This is a genomic window from Chromobacterium subtsugae, assembly GCF_001676875.1.
Classification (GTDB): domain Bacteria; phylum Pseudomonadota; class Gammaproteobacteria; order Burkholderiales; family Chromobacteriaceae; genus Chromobacterium; species Chromobacterium subtsugae.
This window is the reverse complement of the sequence record NZ_JYKA01000001.1, coordinates 39725-54818: the sequence shown is the minus strand read 5'-3', so window position 1 is coordinate 54818 and position 15094 is coordinate 39725. Positions and strand designations below refer to the sequence as shown.

Sequence of the window (15094 nt, the reverse complement as noted above, 5' to 3'; positions counted from 1 at the left end):
CATGTCAGTCAATAATATCGACCAATTGCTGGGCGAGCTGAGAAGCGCGGCGGCCCTGGCCGCCGGCAAGCAGGCCCCCGCAGCGCAGCAAACGTCGCAGGTCGACTTTTCCGATGTGCTCAAGTCCACCATTGAGCAGGTGAATTCGGCGCAGCAGACTTCGGAGGAGATGCAAAAGCAGTTCCAGTTGGGTGACAACAAGGAGGTGAACCTGCAGGATGTCATGGTGTCCTTGCAGAAAGCCAGCTTGTCGTTCCAGACCATGGTTCAGGCGCGCAACAAACTGGTGAGCGCCTATCAGGAAATCATGAATACCCAAGTCTAGCGCTGTCGGATTCACAGACGGGCAGCGGTGGACCTAAACCAAAAACCACCGTATGGCTGATCTGGCAGAAGAAAACGCAACGCCTGTTTGGCGGGCTCGATTGAATGAAGCGGGCGATCGCTTCAAGACCCTCCCGAACAACAAAAAAATCCTGTTTCTGACCGCGATCGCGGCCATCTTCGCCGTGGTCGTCGGCGCCGTGGCGCTCAATCGCACCCCTTCCTATAAAGTGTTGTTCTCCAATCTGGCCGACCGCGACGGCGGCCAGGTGACGGCTGCGCTACAGCAGATGAACATCCCCTATCAGCTCACCGACGGCGGCGTGATCTCGGTGCCGTCCGACAAGGTGTACGACGTGCGCCTGAAGCTGGCGGCCCAGGGCCTGCCCAAGGCCAGCGGCATCGGCTTCGAGCTGATGGATAATCAAAAATTCGGCATCAGCCAGTTCGCCGAGCAGGTCAATTACCAGCGCTCCATCGAGGGCGAGCTCGCGCGCACCATAGAATCGGTATCTTCGGTGCAGAGCGCCCGCGTGCACATCGCCACCCCGAAGCAAAGCGTGTTTGTGCGCGACCAGCAGGCGCCCACCGCCTCGGTGATGCTGCAGCTGTATCCGGGCCGGATGCTGGACGGCGGCCAGGTGGCAGGCATCCTGCACCTGGTGTCGAGCTCTGTGCCGAATCTGCCGGTGAAGAACGTCACCATCGTCGACCAGGACGGCAATCTGCTGTCCAAGCAGCTTGGGCCGGACGAGAACTCCGGGCTGGACCAGCGCCAGTTGGGCTTCGTGCGCCAGATCGAAGACGGCTACGTCAAGCGGATCGAGGACATCCTGGAGCCCATCTTCGGCCACGGCAACGCCCGAGCCCAGGTGACGGCCAATGTCGACTTCTCTGAGACCGAGCAGACCTCCGAAACCTATCGCCCCAACTCCAGCCCGAATCCGTCGGCCACCCGCAGCCAGCAGATCAGCGAGAAGCTGGCCAACGGCGCGGCCCAGCCCACCGGCGTGCCGGGCGCGCTGTCCAATCAGCCGCCGTCAGCGGCGTCGGCGCCGATCACGCTGCCGCCGGGCGCCGCGCCAGGCACCGCCAATCTGTCCGGGCAAACCATCAGCCAGAACGGCACGCTGCAGCGCGACATCACCACCAATTACGAGGTGGACAAAACCATTCAGCACACCAAAGTGCCGACCGGCGTGGTGAAGCGGCTGTCGGCGGCGGTAGTGGTCAACTACCGGCGCATGCCCGACAAGAACGGCGAGATGAAGCCGACGCCGCTGTCGGCGCAGGAAGTGCAGCAGATCAACAATCTGGTCAAAGAGGCGATGGGGTACAACGCGCCGCGCGGCGACACGCTGAACGTGGTGAACGCCGCCTTCGCCGATAATGCCCAGCCGGTGACCATGCAAGACCGGGTGGTCGACTACGTGAGCGACAACGGCACCAGCCTGGTCAAGTACGGCTTGCTGGCCATCGCTGTGCTGTATCTGCTGTTCGGCGTGGTGCGCCCGATCATGCGCGACCTGGTCAAGCCGGCGGCCGCGCCCGATCCGGGCGGCGCCGAAGGCGCGGCGGGCGCGGCCGCGGGCGGCAGGTTGCTGGGCGTGGCGGCGGAAGAGGGCGAGATGGGCGCGGCGTTGGCCGCGGGCGGCGCCGGCGGCTCGTCCGACGATCCGCGCGAGGTGCAGAAGCGCCAGTACAGTAGTAATCTGGAAGCAGTGCGCGAACTGGTGAAATCCGACCCGCGCATGGCTGCCCAGATCATCAAGGAATGGATAAGCGCCGATGAGTGAAAACGGAGTGCGCAAGAGCGCGGTGCTGCTGTTCAGCCTCGGCCAGAACGAGGCGGTCGAGGTGTTCAAATACCTCGGCCCCAAGGAAGTGCAGAAGATTTCCCTGGCCATGGCGGCGATCAACAACCTCAGCTACGAGCAGATCGACGACGTGGTGGCCGACTTCCGCAAGGAGTGCAATGCCCGGGCCAGCATCGGCGCGTCCGACGAATACCTGCGCAATGTGCTGATCGAGGCGCTGGGGCCGGACAAGGCGGCCAACCTGCTGGACAAGATCATGCAGGGCAACGACCACAGCGGCATCGAAAGCCTGAAGTGGATGGATCCGTCCTCCGCCGCCGACCTGATCCGCCACGAGCACCCGCAGATCATCGCCACCATCCTGGTGCACCTGGAGCCGGACCTGTCCAGTTCCATCCTGTCCTTCTTCCCCGAGCGGATGCGCAACGAGGTGCTGATCCGCACCGCCACGCTGGAAGGCGTGCAGCCGCAGGCGCTGCGCGAACTGAACGACGTGCTGACCCAGCTGCTGTCGGGCTCCGACCGCATCAAGAAGAGCGCTTCCGGCGGCGTCGGCCTCACCGCGGAAATCCTCAACTTCATGGGTGGCAACGTCGAGGCGTCGGCGCTCAGCTTCATCCGCGAGTACGACCCGGAGCTGGCGCAGCGGATCCAGGACAAGATGTTCGTGTTCGAGAACATCCTCGATATCGACGACCGTTCGATCCAGACCATTCTGCGCGAAGTGCAGTCCGATTCGCTGGTCATCGCGCTGAAGGGCACCAGCACCGAATTGAAGGAAAAAATCTTCCGCAACATGTCGCAGCGCGCGGCGGAAATGCTGCGCGACGATCTGGAATCCAAAGGGCCGGTCAAGCTGTCCGAAGTGGAAGCCGAGCAGAAGGAAATCCTCAAGGTGGTGCGCAAGCTCGCCGACGACGGCCAGATCGTGCTAGGCAGCAAGGGCGGAGATGAAGGCCTCATCGAGTAATAATCCCATCATTCCCGGCGAGGAGCTGGAGGGCTGGACCAGCTGGAGCCCCGAGTCGCTCGACGGCTTCACCCGGGCATTGACCCCGGCGCAACTGGTGTCGATGAGCCAGATGCGCCGTCCCGGCGCCAGTCTGGCCGAAAAAATAGCGCAGGCGGAAGCGGAACCGGCTTCCGAAGTGTCCGCGCCTCAGCCTGAAGCGCCGGAGGCCGACCTTCCTCCCGAAGAGGAGGAGGTGTCCGGCATCGGCTATCCCACCGCCGCCGAACTGGAAGCCATTCATCAGGAAGCCTGGCAGGCCGGCCATGACGCCGGGCTGGATGCCGGCCGCGCCGAAGGTTTCGAGCAGGGCCTGCAGGCCGGCCGCGAGCAGGGCATGGCCGATGTGCGCGCCGAGCAGCTGCCGCGGATGGAAGATGCCTGGCAGGGGCTGTGCCGGATGGGCGGAGCGTTCGCCGACGAGCTGGCGCGGGTGGAGCGCGAGCTGGCGGACGATGTGCTGCAGCTGGCATGGCAGCTGGCGCAAAAGCTGCTGCAGCAGAAGCTGCGGCAGGATGATCAGGCGCTGCTCCCTTTGCTGCAGGCCGCGCTGGCGGAGCTACCGTCCACGCTGGGCAACGCCCGGTTGCGGGTCAATCCGGCCGACCTTTCCGCCGCCAGGGAGTTTCTGCGGCAGGAGACGCCGGAAACCGTTTGGCAATGGATAGAAGACCCGGCCATGGCCCGCGGCGGCTGCGTCATCGACACCGCTTCGGCCAGGCTGGACATGACGCTGCCCACGCGGCTGGCGGCGATGAGCCGCGCGCTGGGGCTGGAGGCGGATGATGGGCAACGGCCTGCTTGAGCGCCAGCGCGGCTGGCTGGCGGCCTGCGCCGAATCGGCCGCCGCCGCCGATCTGTGGCAACCCTGCGGCAGGCTGGTGCGCGTGACCGGCATGGTGATGGAGGCGGTGGGCATCAAGCTGCCGGTGGGCAGCGCCTGCCAGGTGGCGCTGCCGGACCATGGCGCGGTGGAGGCCGAGGTGGTTGGCTTCTCCGGCGACAAGGTATTCCTGATGCCGCTCACCAATGTCCACGGCCTGCAGCCGGGCACGCCGGTGACGCCGGTGCCGGCTTTTCGTCCGCCCAGCTATGGCCGCGACGCCGCGCCCGCGCATGCGAACGGACCCGTTGGCCGCCAAGTGCCGGTGGGCGCCAGCCTGCTCGGCCGGGTGCTGGATTCGCTGGGCCGTCCGCTGGACGGCCTGGGGCCGGTCCATCCCGATGCCTGGTTTCCCCTTTACAGCCAACCGATCAACCCGCTCGAGCGCACGCCGGTGCACGACGTGCTGGATGTGGGCGTGCGCGCGATCAACGGCCTGCTGACGGTGGGGCGCGGCCAGCGCCTGGGCCTGTTCGCCGGCTCCGGCGTCGGCAAGTCGGTGCTGCTGGGCATGATGGCGCGCTTCACCAAGGCCGATGTGGTAGTGGTGGGGTTGATAGGCGAGCGGGGCCGCGAGGTGAAGGACTTCATCGAAAACATTCTGGGCGAGGAAGGCCGCGCGCGCTCGGTGGTGGTGGCCGCGCCGGCCGACATGCCGCCCTTGATGCGTCTGCACGGCGCCGCCTACGCCACCGCGCTGGCCGAATATTTCCGCGCCCAGGGCAAGGATGTGCTGTTGCTGATGGATTCGGTCACCCGCTATGCGATGGCGCAACGCGAGATCGCGCTCGCCATCGGCGAGCCGCCGGTGACCAAGGGTTACCCGCCCTCGGTGTTCGCGCGCCTGCCGCAATTGATCGAGCGCGCCGGCAATGGCGAGGAGGGCGGCGGCTCCATCACCGGCTTCTACACCGTGCTGTCGGAGGGCGACGACCAGCAGGACCCGATCGCCGATTCGGCGCGGGCCATTCTGGACGGCCACTTCGTGCTGTCGCGCGATCTGGCCGAGTCCGGCCATTATCCGGCTATCGATATCGAACAATCGATCAGCCGGGTGATGGTGGACGTGGTGCCGCAGTCGCAGATGGACCTGGCGCGCCATTTCAAGCAGCTTTATTCCCGTTACCAGCGCAATCGCGACCTGATCAGCGTCGGCGCGTATGTCGCCGGCTCAGATCCGGTGCTGGACGACGCGATGCGCCGCCAGCTTCCCATGGTCAGCTTCCTGACCCAGCCCATGCACGAATCGCACGACTACGCGTCCTGCTGCGCGCAGTTGGCTAACGTGCTGGCCTGAGGAGCGGCGGCGTGTCCGGCAAATACCAGCTGCTGATCCACCTGGCCGAAGAGCGCCAGCAGGCGGCGGCGGAGCGGATGAGCCTGGCGCAGAACCGGCTGAGCGAAGCGCGGGCGCGGCTGGAGCAATTGGACGCCTTTCGCGAGGAATACCGCCATCGGCTGGTGGGCGGCGGCGGCAAGGGCATGTCCATCGTCCAGTATCAGGATTTCCATCGTTTCCTTTCCCGCCTGGATGAGGCGATGATCCAGCAGCAGCAGGATCTGGACCGCTGCACTCAGCGCTTCGTGATGGAGCGCCAGGCCTGGCAGATGGAGTACAAGAAGCTCAAGGCTTACGAAAAGCTGTTGCAACGCGAGCAAGAGCGCGAGGCGCGGGAGGAGGCCCGGCGCCAGCAGAAGCAGACCGATGAATTCGCCACCCGGCAGTTCTGGGACCGGACCCACGGCGAAGACGCCTGAGTTGGCACGCTACTTGCTTTTCTAGCGTCGTTACACTCAGCCGAGACCCCATCATGACCATCACGGTAAACACGCCAGTGACCAATGCCGCCTCCGCGGCCACTTCCGCTCCCGGCGGCGCGGCGCCCGGCGCGGCAGGCAACGGCGCGGCCAGCGATCTGTTCGCCAGCCTGCTGGGCATCCAGATGAGCGCGATGGGCTCGACGCTGCCCGGCATCAGCGACCAAGGCGACGCCAAGCCCGCCAGCGACAAGCCGGCGGCCAAGGACGAGTCGGACGGCGGCGATGTGCCGGCCGCCGCGGCGATGCCGCTGCTCGCCGCGCTGCAGGCCAGCCTGCAGGCGCAGCCGCAGCCGGTGGATAGCAAGGCCGCCAATCAGGATCTGCTGGCGCAGCAAGCGGCCAGCAAGCCCGATTTGACGGCCTTGCTGCAGGCGAAGCCGGCATTCAATTGGCAAGGCAACCAGCAAAAATTGCCGGCCGCCGACGCGGATGCGGCGCAATTCTTGCCGCTGCAGCAATTGCAGCCGCAACAGCAGTTGCAAAACGTCCAGGCGCAGACCAATGCCAATATGCCGGTGCTGACCCTGCCGCAAACGCTGAACGACCCGGCCTGGGGCAAGGCGCTGGGCGAGCAGATGCTGAGCATGGTCAACATGAAGGCCGACAAGGCGCAAATCCAGCTGAATCCGCCGCAGATGGGGCCGATTGAAATCACCCTGAAAATGAACGGCAACGACCAGGCGCAGGTATTGTTCACCGCGGCGGTGCCGGCGACGCGCGAGGCGCTGGAAAACAATATGCACCAGCTGCGCTCGATGATGTCGTCCAGCGGCATCCAGCTGACCGATTCCCAGGTGTCCAGCGGGCAATCCGGCCAGCAGCAACAGGCTTACCAGCAGAAAAAAGGCCGCTCCGAACCCGTGGTTGGCGAGGTGGAAGGCGTGGATGCCTTGAGCGCGATCAAGGCCGCGCGCGGCATACTCAGCATTTTTGCCTGACCCGATTTGAGATTGACCCTGTTCAGCCGGCCGAGAAAACTGGAAAATATGGTGAGGAAATCGTTTAAGATTTCACTAGGCACTCCATAAAGAACAGGTCATAACTTATGTCGGATGATAAAAAGGCGGAAAAAGCGGAAAAAAAACCAGGCGGGGGCGGCAACAAACTGATGCTGATAGTCATCGTGTTGTTGATCCTGGTTTTGGCCGCAGTAGGTGGCTTGGCTGCCTATATGTTCACCAATATGGGCAAGGCGCCGGCGGGAGCGCAGGCCGAGCAGGTCAAGGAAAAACCGAAGAAGAAGCATGACGGCCCGCCCATTTTCGAGAAAATGGATACCTTCGTGGTGAATCTGGCCGGCAACGACGGCAGCCTGCTGCAGGTCGACATGCAGGCCGAGCTTGGCGACGAGGAAGCCAAGAAGAAATTCGCCGACTATGGCCCCAAGATCCGCAGCGCCGTCATCCTGCTGCTGTCGTCCAAGAGCGCGGCCGAGGTCAGCACCGCCGAAGGCAAGGTCAAGCTGAAGGCCCAGGTCAAGCAGATCATCAACGAGTCCATGGACGCGGGCGACGAGCCGGTCGTGGACAGCGTGCTCTTCACTTCCTTCATCATTCAGAAGCAATAAGCGCCATGGGCGACGATATCCTGTCCCAGGAAGAGGTAGACGCGCTATTACGGGGCGTCTCCGGGGAGGACGAAGATGATGATGGCAGTCAGGATGCGCAGGGCGTCCGCGGTTATGATATCGGCCGGCAGGAACGCATCGTCCGCGGCCGGATGCCGACCCTCGAAATCATCAACGAGCGTTTCGCGCGCAATCTGCGCATCGGCCTGTTCAACTTCCTGCGCCGCAACGCCGAAATCTCGGTGGGGCCGGTGCGGGTGCAGAAATACAGCGAATTCATCCGCAACCTGGTGGTTCCGACCAACCTCAACCTGGTGCATGTCAAGCCGCTGCGCGGCACCGGCCTGCTGATCTTCGATCCCGATCTGGTTTTTCTGATCGTGGATAATCTGTTCGGCAGCGATGGCCGCTATCATGTGCGGGTGGAGGGGCGCGATTTCACGCCCACCGAGCAGCGCATCATCCACCGTCTGCTGGAGGTGGTGTTCACCGAATGCCAGAAGGCCTGGGAGCCGGTGTATCCGATCGAGTTCGTCTACCTGCGCTCGGAGATGAACACCCAGTTCGCCAACATCGCCACCCCGACCGAAGTGGTGGTGGCGATGACTTTCCACATCGAGCTGGGCGCGGGCGGCGGCGATTTCCACATCTGCCTGCCGTATTCGATGGTGGAGCCGATCCGCGACCTGCTGTCCAGCACCATGCAGGCCGACCGCACCGAAGTGGACAACCGCTGGGTCAACCTGATGACCCACCAGGTGCAGGCGGCCGAAGTGGAGCTGGTGGCCAGCCTGGCGCACACCAAGGTGACGCTGGGGCAGATACTGAATTTGAAGAACGGCGATGTGGTGATGATAGAAATCCCCGAACTGGTGGAGGCCGACGTGTCGGGGATTCCGGTGTTCGAGGCCAGCTATGGCACGGTGCAGGGCCGTTACGCGTTGAAAGTGGAAAAGATACTGGCAGGCGCCAATGAGTTCATGGAGTCGCCGGGGGATAAAGAGCAATGAGCGAAGAAGAACAGCAAGCCGGCGCGGCCGGCGCCGAAGAAGAAGTGTCGATGGACGACTGGGCGGCCGCGATGGCCGAGCAGGAGGTGGCCGAAAGCGCCGCGCCCGCCGCCGACGAGGCGGTGCCGGCGCAGAACCTGTTTCAGGAGATAGGCGCGGGCGCCATCTCCGGCGGGCCGCCCAATCTGGACATGATCCTGGACATCCCGGTGCAGCTGACCGTGGAGTTGGGGCGGACCAAGATCGCCATCCGCAACCTGCTGCAGCTGGCGCAGGGCTCGGTGGTGGAACTGGACGGCATGGCCGGCGAGCCGATGGATGTGCTGGTCAACGGCTGCCTGATCGCCCAGGGCGAGGTGGTGGTGGTCAACGACAAGTTCGGCATCCGCCTGACCGACATCATCACCCCGGCCGAGCGCATTCGCCGTTTGCAGAAATAATGGACATGGCAAAAACATCGAAAGTGCGCCTGGCGCTGCGGGGCGCATTTTGCTTTATGGCGGCGGCCCCCGCGCTGGCCGCGCCGCAGCTGGCTCCGGCCGCGGCGGCGGCCCCGTCGCCGCTGGCCAGCCTGGTGCAGGTGATACTGGGCCTGGCGGTGGTGCTGGGCGCCATCGTCGGCGTCGCCTGGCTGTTCCGCCGGCTGTCCGGCGGCATGATGGGTGCCGCCGGGCGCTTGCGCGTGGTGGGCGGCGCCATGGTGGGGCAGAAGGAGCGGGTGGTCATCGTCGAACTGGAAGGCGAATGGTTGGTGCTGGGCGTGACCGCCAGCCAGGTGAACCTGCTGAGCAAGATGCCGCGGCCGGAAGGCGCGGACCAGGCCCCGCCTGAGCCCGCCGAACCATTCGCCCGCTGGCTGAAGGCGGCGCTGGACAAGAGCCGCCCGCCCAAGGGGCCGCAGGACAAGCAATGAAAAAGAATATCGTGATCGCCCTGCTGTCCGGCGGGGCCTTGCTGCTGCCCCTGCTTGCCGACGCGGCGGGCGGCTTGCCGCTGATGACCAGCACTCCGGGACCGGGCGGCGGGCAGAACTATTCGCTCAGCCTGCAGATGCTGCTGTTCATGACCTCGCTGACTTTCATCCCGGCCATGCTGCTGATGATGACGGCGTTTACCCGCATCGTGATCGTGCTGTCGCTGCTCAGGCAGGCGCTGGGCACCACCCAGTCGCCGCCTAACCAGGTGATAGTCGGCTTGGCGCTGTTTTTGACCCTGTTCGTGATGGGGCCCACGTTCGATCAGGTGTACAGCAAGGCCTGGGTGCCGTTTTCCGACGACAAGATCAACATCACCCAGGCGCTGGACGAGGCCAGCAAGCCGATGAAGGCCTTCATGCTGCGCCAGACCCGCGAGAAAGACCTGGCCTTCTTCATCGAGATTTCGCAGTCGGCCAAGCCGCAGACCAAGGAAGACGTGTCGATGAAGACGCTGATTCCCGCCTTCGCCATCAGCGAACTGAAAACCGCGTTCCAGATCGGCTTCATGGTGTTCATCCCCTTCATGATCATCGACCTGGTGGTGGCCAGCATTCTGATGGCGATGGGCATGATGATGGTGTCGCCGGTGACCATTTCGCTGCCGTTCAAGATGATGCTGTTCGTGCTGGTGGATGGCTGGACGCTGCTGATGGGCTCGCTGGTGCAGAGCTTCTACACCGGATGACGGCGATGCGGCTGGAGGATTTGTCTGCGGCGGATCTGCCCGCCTGCCACGCCTTGTTCCAGGCCAGCGTGCAGGCGCTGGCTGGCGGCGTCTACACCGCCGAGCAATGCCAGGCCTGGGCGCCGGAGCGGGCGTGGGATGCGGAGATCGACCCGCACTGGCGCGCCAGGCTCGCAGCGTCCTGGGGCTGCAAGGCGATGGCCGGCGACGGCCGCCTGGCCGGTTTCGCCTGGCTCAAGCGCGGCGGCGAGTTCGACATGCTGTTCGTCGCTCCCTGGGCCGGACGGCAGGGGCTGGCGGGGCGGATGCTGGGCGAGCTGGAAGCGCGTGCTGCGCGGGAGGGCGTATCGGCGCTGCACGCCTGGGCCAGCCATGCGGCGCGGCCGGTGTTCGAGCGGGCGGGATATCTTTTGCTGCGCGCCAACCGCCTGCAGCGCAACGGCGTGGCGCTGGATAATTGGCTGCTGGCCAAGGGCGGCTGGCGGGAGGAGGAGGCATGAGTCCGGAACTCATCATCAGCATCGTGCAGAACGCGCTGTACATCCTGATCATCGTGTCGGCGCCGGTGCTGCTGACCTCGCTGCTGGTGGGCTTGCTGGTCAGCATCCTGCAGGCGGCCACCCAGATCAACGAAATGACGCTCACCTTCATTCCCAAGCTGCTGGCGATGTTCCTGGTGCTGGTGCTGGCGGGGCCGTGGATGCTCAATACGCTGATCGAATACACCACGCGCCTGTTTCAGAGCATACCCAACGTGATCGGCTGATGCTGACGATAAGCGACGTACAGATCAATGCGCTGGTCGGGGCCTTCGTCTGGCCCTTCGCCCGCATCGTCGGGCTGTTCCTGGCCGAACCCATCTTCGCCTACCGCGGCGTGCCGCGCAGCTTCAAGGCGGGCTTCGCGCTGTTTCTCACCGTGATGCTGGCGCCGCTGCTGCCGCCGCTGCCGGCGGTGCCGCTGATTTCGGCGGGCGGGGTCGCCATATTGCTGCAGCAGCTGCTGATAGGCCTGGCGATGGGCTTCGTGATGCGCATCGTGATCACCGCGGTGGAGTTGACCGGCTTCATCATCGGCGCGCAGACCGGCCTGGGCTTCGCGATGTTCTTCGACCCGATCCACGCCGCCCAGGTGCCGGTGCTGTCGCAGATGCTGTCGCTGTTCACCTTTTTCCTGTTCCTGTCCTTCGACGGCCACCACGTGGTGCTGTACACGCTGGTGGAAAGCTTCCGGGTGCTGCCGATAGGCATGCCGATGCCGGAGCAGGGCATCAAGGCGCTGGCCTTGTGGGGCCGCCATCTGGTGGAATGGGGCGTGTGGCTGGCGATGCCGGTGATCGGCGCCTTGCTGGTCGTCAACCTGGCCATCGGCGTGATGACGCGCGCGGCGCCGCAGTTCAACATCTTCACTTTCGGCTTCCCGCTCACCATCATGGTGGGTTTCGGCACCCTGTACCTGACGCTGCCGATGATGGTGCCGGTGATAGAGCAGATGTACCATGCCGGTTTCGAAATGATGCTGAAGATGCTGCAGGCGAAGTAGCGCGGCGAGACTCGTAGCGGCGGCCGGCTTTCTGCTAAAATAGCGCGATTTTTTGACGATTGGGTTCGTCGGAACCAGATAACAGACAGAGGCAAATATGGCAGGTCACAGTAAATGGGCTAACATCCAGCACCGCAAGGGTCGCCAGGATGCCAAACGTGGCAAGATCTTCACCCGCCTGATCAAGGAAATCACCGTCGCCGCCAAGATGGGCGGGGGCGATGTCAACATGAACCCGCGCCTGCGCCTGGCGGTGGAAAAGGCCAAGGCCGAGTCCATGCCCAAGGACAACATCGAAAACGCGGTCAAGCGCGGCACCGGCCAGCTGGAAGGCGTCGACTATGTCGAATGCCGCTACGAAGGCTACGGCATCGCCGGCGCGGCGGTGATGGTGGATTGCCTGACCGACAACAAGACCCGCACCGTGGCAGACGTGCGCCACGCTTTCTCCAAGTACGGCGGCAATATGGGCACCGACGGCTGCGTGTCCTTCCAGTTCAAGCACTGCGGCTACCTGGTATTCGCCCCGGGCGTGGACGAGGACGCGCTGATGGACGCGGCGCTGGAAGCCGGCGCCGATGACGTGGTGAGTAACGACGACGGCTCCATCGAGGTCATCACCGGCCCGTACGAGTTCACCGACATCAAGGAAGCGCTGGAAGCCAAGGGCTTCAAGGCCGAGATGGGCGAAGTGACCATGCGCGCCGAGAACGACACCGAGCTGAGCGGCGAAGACGCCGCCCGCATGCAGAAGCTGCTTGACGCGCTGGAAGACCTGGACGACGTGCAGGAAGTCTACACTTCCGCCGTGCTGGACGAATAAGCGCGCTCGCCGCCGCCAGGCGGGGCGGACCCGAAACCCGGCATCGCCGGGTTTTTTCATGCCGGCGTCGTCGCGGGCGGCAGCGGCAGGCTTGGGCGCTTGCCGGCCAGGGTGTAAACTGGCGTTTTTGCCATGGCCGCGCCCACGCCGCGGAGAAGCCGAACATGTATCAGCCGCACGCAACTCGCCGCAACCGCCTGTTGTCGACCCTCGGCGACGGCGTCGCCCTGTTGGCCACCGCGCCGGAAGCGACGCGCAACGCCGACTGCCTCTATCCTTACCGCGCCGACAGCTATTTTCTTTACCTGACCGGCTTTGCCGAGCCGGAGGCGGTGCTGCTGCTGGATGGCCGCAGCGGCAAGTCCATCCTGTTCTGCCGCGCGAAGAATCCGGAAATGGAGATTTGGGACGGCTTCCGTTACGGACCGGAGGGCGCGAAAGAAGCTTTCGGCTTCGATGAAGCCTATGCGCTGGACGAAATGGCGCAGCGCATTCCGGACCTGCTGGCCGATTGCCGCCAACTGTGGTGGCCGCTGGGGCATGACGAGGCCTTCGACCGCCGCGTCAACGGCTGGCTGGACGGCGTGCGCCGCGCCCGCGTCGGCACGCATGCGCCGGCGCATTACGGCGACCTGCGCGCGCTGCTGGACGAGATGCGGATGGTCAAGGACGAGGCCGAAATCGCGCTGTTGCGCCGCGCCGGCGAGATTTCCGCCGCCGGCCACGTCGCCGCGATGCGGACGGTCCGGCCCGGCCAGTACGAATACGAGGCCGAGGCGGAGCTGCTGCGCGCTTTCGTCCGCCGCGGCGCGCGCTATCCGGCCTACGAGAGCATAGTCGCCGGCGGCGGCAACGCCTGCGTGCTGCATTACTCGGCCAATAACGCCCGCCTGCAAGACGGCGAACTGCTGCTGATAGACGCCGGCTGCGAACTGGACGGCTACGCCGGCGACATCACCCGCACCTTCCCGGTGAACGGCCGCTTCAGCGCGGCGCAGCGCGACGTGTACGAGGTGGTGCTGGAGGCCGAGCTGGCCGGCATCGCCGCGGTGCGGCCGGGCGCGCCATGGAACGCGCCGGCCGACGCCGCGCTCCGGGTGCTGGCGCAGGGCATGCTGGACCTGGGCCTGTTGGCGGGCAGCGTGGACGGAGTGATTGAATCCGGCGACTACCGCCGCTTCTACATGCACGGCATCGGCCACATGATAGGGCTGGACGTGCACGACGTCGGCCAGCGCAAGCAGAATGGCCAGTGGCGCAACTACCAGCCGGGAATGTGCACCACGGTGGAGCCGGGCCTGTACATCCGGCCGGCGCCGGATGTGCCGGAGGCCTTCCACAACATCGGCATCCGCATCGAGGACGATGTGCTGGTGACGGCGGACGGCAATGAGGTGTATACCGCCGCCGCGCCCAAGCGGGTGGACGAGATCGAGGCGCTGATGCGCGGAGAGTGAAGAATATGCGAGCAAGAACGAGCGAGCACGCCGATGTGCTGATCGTCGGCGGCGGCCCGGTGGGCGCGCTGGCGGCGCTGCGGCTGGCGCGGCAGGGTCGCAGCGTGCTGCTGGTCGAGGCGCGCGGCCGCGACGACGCGGTGCGCGACGCCCGCGCGCTGGCGCTGTCCTGGCACAGCCGGGAGCTGCTGGCCGAAGCCGGCGCCTGGCCGGACAGCCTGCCGGCGACGGCGATAGACACCGTGCACGTGTCGCAGCAGGGCAGCTGCGGCCGCGCCCGGCTGGACAAGGACGACTTGCAGTTGCCGCACCTGGGCGTGGTGGTGGATTACCCGGCGCTGGTGGCCAACCTGGCCGAGGTGTTGAGCCAGGCCGGCGTGCAGGTGCTGTGGCGCAGCCGGGTGCGGTCGGTGAGCAGCCTGCGCGAATACGCCTGCGCCGAAGTGGAAACCCCCGACGGCGAACGGCTGCTGACCGCCCGCTTGCTGGTGTTGGCCGAGGGCGGCGCGCTGGCCGGCGCGCTGCCGGGCGTGCGCCGGCTGGAGCACGATTACCATCAATGCGCGGTGTTGGCCGAAGTGGAAACCGAATGGCCGGCCGACGGCGTCGCCTACGAACGCTTCGCCGCCAGCGGCCCGTTCGCGCTATTGCCGCACGGCGACCGCTACATGCTGGTCTGGACGCGCAGCCACGCCGACGCCGAGCGGCTGTCGCGCGGCGACGAGGCCGAATTGCGCGCCGAGCTGCAGCAGGCCTTCGGCGAGCGCCAGGGCCGCATCCTGTCCATCGGCCCGCGCGCCAGCTTCCCGCTGGCGCTGCGCCAGGCCAACAAGGTGGTCAGCGGCCGGGTGGTGCTGATCGGCAACGCCGCCCAGACCATGCATCCGGTGGCGGCCCAGGGGCTGAACCTGGGTCTGCGTGACGCCGTCGGCCTGGCGCAGGCGCTGGCAGGCGAGGCCGATCCGGGCGACCCGCGGGCGCTGCGGCGCTATGCCGCGGCGCGCAAGCTGGACAGCCACGCGGTGGTGGGCTTCACCCACGGGCTGATCAAGCTGTTCGACGGCCACCATCCATTGATGAACACTCTGCGCGGCATGGGCATGACCGCGCTGGACGCGCTGCCGCCGCTGCGGCGCAAATTCGCCGGCCACCTGGTGTTCGGCGTGCGAGGATAAGCGG

General features: G+C 65.5%; 18 protein-coding genes. All 18 read left to right on the top strand.

Translation table 11 applies throughout. The features are described from left to right. Position 1 precedes the first annotated feature (1 nt). The 18 genes from fliE (at position 2) to MY55_RS00170 (ending at position 15090) form a co-directional block, all read left to right on the top strand. Positions 2-325: a flagellar hook-basal body complex protein FliE gene (gene fliE, locus MY55_RS00255; protein ID WP_043579213.1), complete on the top strand. Its 324-nt coding sequence runs from the start codon at positions 2-4 to the stop codon at positions 323-325. Positions 326-425: 100 nt separating this feature from the next. After that, positions 426-2120 (top strand): flagellar basal-body MS-ring/collar protein FliF, encoded by a 1695-nt coding sequence (gene fliF / locus MY55_RS00250; protein WP_244270639.1) that lies wholly within the window; start codon positions 426-428, stop codon positions 2118-2120. Continuing rightward, entirely contained in the window at positions 2113-3111 is a 999-nt protein-coding gene (gene fliG, locus MY55_RS00245) for a flagellar motor switch protein FliG (RefSeq protein ID WP_043579215.1), read from the top strand. The genes fliF and fliG overlap by 8 nt, the downstream gene beginning before the upstream one ends. Continuing rightward, positions 3092-3955 (top strand): FliH/SctL family protein, encoded by an 864-nt coding sequence (locus MY55_RS00240; protein WP_047250134.1) that lies wholly within the window; start codon positions 3092-3094, stop codon positions 3953-3955. Before fliG ends, MY55_RS00240 begins: the two co-directional genes overlap by 20 nt. Next, positions 3936-5330, top strand: a complete 1395-nt coding sequence (gene fliI, locus MY55_RS00235) for a flagellar protein export ATPase FliI (RefSeq protein WP_043579217.1) — start codon at positions 3936-3938, stop codon at positions 5328-5330. The genes MY55_RS00240 and fliI overlap by 20 nt, the downstream gene beginning before the upstream one ends. Before the next feature lie 11 nt (positions 5331-5341). Continuing rightward, a complete protein-coding gene (gene fliJ / locus MY55_RS00230; protein WP_047236522.1) occupies positions 5342-5791 on the top strand; it encodes a flagellar export protein FliJ in 450 nt (149 codons plus the stop codon). 53 nt (positions 5792-5844) lie between these two features. Continuing rightward, positions 5845-6792 (top strand): flagellar hook-length control protein FliK, encoded by a 948-nt coding sequence (locus MY55_RS00225; protein WP_052258294.1) that lies wholly within the window; start codon positions 5845-5847, stop codon positions 6790-6792. Between the two features lie 170 nt (positions 6793-6962). After that, positions 6963-7421: a flagellar basal body-associated FliL family protein gene (locus MY55_RS00220; RefSeq protein ID WP_230623420.1), complete on the top strand. Its 459-nt coding sequence runs from the start codon at positions 6963-6965 to the stop codon at positions 7419-7421. 5 nt (positions 7422-7426) lie between these two features. Next, positions 7427-8431 (top strand): flagellar motor switch protein FliM, encoded by a 1005-nt coding sequence (gene fliM, locus MY55_RS00215; protein ID WP_043579220.1) that lies wholly within the window; start codon positions 7427-7429, stop codon positions 8429-8431. Continuing rightward, positions 8428-8871: a flagellar motor switch protein FliN gene (gene fliN, locus MY55_RS00210; RefSeq protein ID WP_043579221.1), complete on the top strand. Its 444-nt coding sequence runs from the start codon at positions 8428-8430 to the stop codon at positions 8869-8871. Before fliM ends, fliN begins: the two co-directional genes overlap by 4 nt. Before the next feature lie 56 nt (positions 8872-8927). Next, positions 8928-9344, top strand: coding sequence for a flagellar biosynthetic protein FliO (gene fliO, locus MY55_RS00205; protein WP_099049590.1), 417 nt, complete (start codon positions 8928-8930; stop codon positions 9342-9344). Beyond that, positions 9341-10093, top strand: coding sequence for a flagellar type III secretion system pore protein FliP (fliP, locus tag MY55_RS00200; protein WP_043579222.1), 753 nt, complete (start codon positions 9341-9343; stop codon positions 10091-10093). Before fliO ends, fliP begins: the two co-directional genes overlap by 4 nt. Before the next feature lie 5 nt (positions 10094-10098). After that, positions 10099-10593, top strand: coding sequence for a GNAT family N-acetyltransferase (locus MY55_RS00195; RefSeq protein WP_065201900.1), 495 nt, complete (start codon positions 10099-10101; stop codon positions 10591-10593). Further along, positions 10590-10859, top strand: a complete 270-nt coding sequence (fliQ, locus tag MY55_RS00190) for a flagellar biosynthesis protein FliQ (RefSeq protein WP_043579223.1) — start codon at positions 10590-10592, stop codon at positions 10857-10859. Before MY55_RS00195 ends, fliQ begins: the two co-directional genes overlap by 4 nt. Beyond that, on the top strand, positions 10859-11635 hold the full coding sequence (fliR, locus tag MY55_RS00185) for a flagellar biosynthetic protein FliR (RefSeq protein WP_043579224.1): 777 nt from the start codon (positions 10859-10861) through the stop codon (positions 11633-11635). Before fliQ ends, fliR begins: the two co-directional genes overlap by 1 nt. Positions 11636-11732: 97 nt before the next feature. After that, positions 11733-12458 carry a YebC/PmpR family DNA-binding transcriptional regulator gene (locus MY55_RS00180; RefSeq protein ID WP_043579225.1) on the top strand — a complete coding sequence of 242 codons (726 nt, stop codon included), beginning with the start codon at positions 11733-11735 and terminating at the stop codon, positions 12456-12458. A gap of 164 nt (positions 12459-12622) precedes the next feature. Beyond that, complete coding sequence (locus MY55_RS00175; protein ID WP_065201821.1) at positions 12623-13915, top strand: aminopeptidase P N-terminal domain-containing protein; 1293 nt, start codon at positions 12623-12625, stop codon at positions 13913-13915. 5 nt (positions 13916-13920) lie between these two features. After that, positions 13921-15090, top strand: a complete 1170-nt coding sequence (locus tag MY55_RS00170) for an FAD-dependent oxidoreductase (protein ID WP_065201820.1) — start codon at positions 13921-13923, stop codon at positions 15088-15090. Positions 15091-15094: the final 4 nt, after the last annotated feature.

What these genes read in the sequence shown, in the direction of transcription:
- fliP (WP_043579222.1), top strand. Translation starts at nt 9,341, where the DNA reads ATGAAAAAGAATATCGTGATCGCCCTGCTGTCCGGCGGGGCCTTGCTG.
- MY55_RS00220 (WP_230623420.1), top strand. Translation starts at nt 6,963, where the DNA reads ATGCTGATAGTCATCGTGTTGTTGATCCTGGTTTTGGCCGCAGTAGGT.
- fliO (WP_099049590.1), top strand. Translation starts at nt 8,928, where the DNA reads ATGGCGGCGGCCCCCGCGCTGGCCGCGCCGCAGCTGGCTCCGGCCGCG.
- fliQ (WP_043579223.1), top strand. Translation starts at nt 10,590, where the DNA reads ATGAGTCCGGAACTCATCATCAGCATCGTGCAGAACGCGCTGTACATC.
- MY55_RS00175 (WP_065201821.1), top strand. Translation starts at nt 12,623, where the DNA reads ATGTATCAGCCGCACGCAACTCGCCGCAACCGCCTGTTGTCGACCCTC.
- MY55_RS00170 (WP_065201820.1), top strand. Translation starts at nt 13,921, where the DNA reads ATGCGAGCAAGAACGAGCGAGCACGCCGATGTGCTGATCGTCGGCGGC.
- fliR (WP_043579224.1), top strand. Translation starts at nt 10,859, where the DNA reads ATGCTGACGATAAGCGACGTACAGATCAATGCGCTGGTCGGGGCCTTC.
- MY55_RS00180 (WP_043579225.1), top strand. Translation starts at nt 11,733, where the DNA reads ATGGCAGGTCACAGTAAATGGGCTAACATCCAGCACCGCAAGGGTCGC.
- fliN (WP_043579221.1), top strand. Translation starts at nt 8,428, where the DNA reads ATGAGCGAAGAAGAACAGCAAGCCGGCGCGGCCGGCGCCGAAGAAGAA.
- MY55_RS00195 (WP_065201900.1), top strand. Translation starts at nt 10,099, where the DNA reads ATGCGGCTGGAGGATTTGTCTGCGGCGGATCTGCCCGCCTGCCACGCC.
- MY55_RS00240 (WP_047250134.1), top strand. Translation starts at nt 3,092, where the DNA reads ATGAAGGCCTCATCGAGTAATAATCCCATCATTCCCGGCGAGGAGCTG.
- MY55_RS00225 (WP_052258294.1), top strand. Translation starts at nt 5,845, where the DNA reads ATGACCATCACGGTAAACACGCCAGTGACCAATGCCGCCTCCGCGGCC.
- fliE (WP_043579213.1), top strand. Translation starts at nt 2, where the DNA reads ATGTCAGTCAATAATATCGACCAATTGCTGGGCGAGCTGAGAAGCGCG.
- fliG (WP_043579215.1), top strand. Translation starts at nt 2,113, where the DNA reads ATGAGTGAAAACGGAGTGCGCAAGAGCGCGGTGCTGCTGTTCAGCCTC.
- fliI (WP_043579217.1), top strand. Translation starts at nt 3,936, where the DNA reads ATGGGCAACGGCCTGCTTGAGCGCCAGCGCGGCTGGCTGGCGGCCTGC.
- fliM (WP_043579220.1), top strand. Translation starts at nt 7,427, where the DNA reads ATGGGCGACGATATCCTGTCCCAGGAAGAGGTAGACGCGCTATTACGG.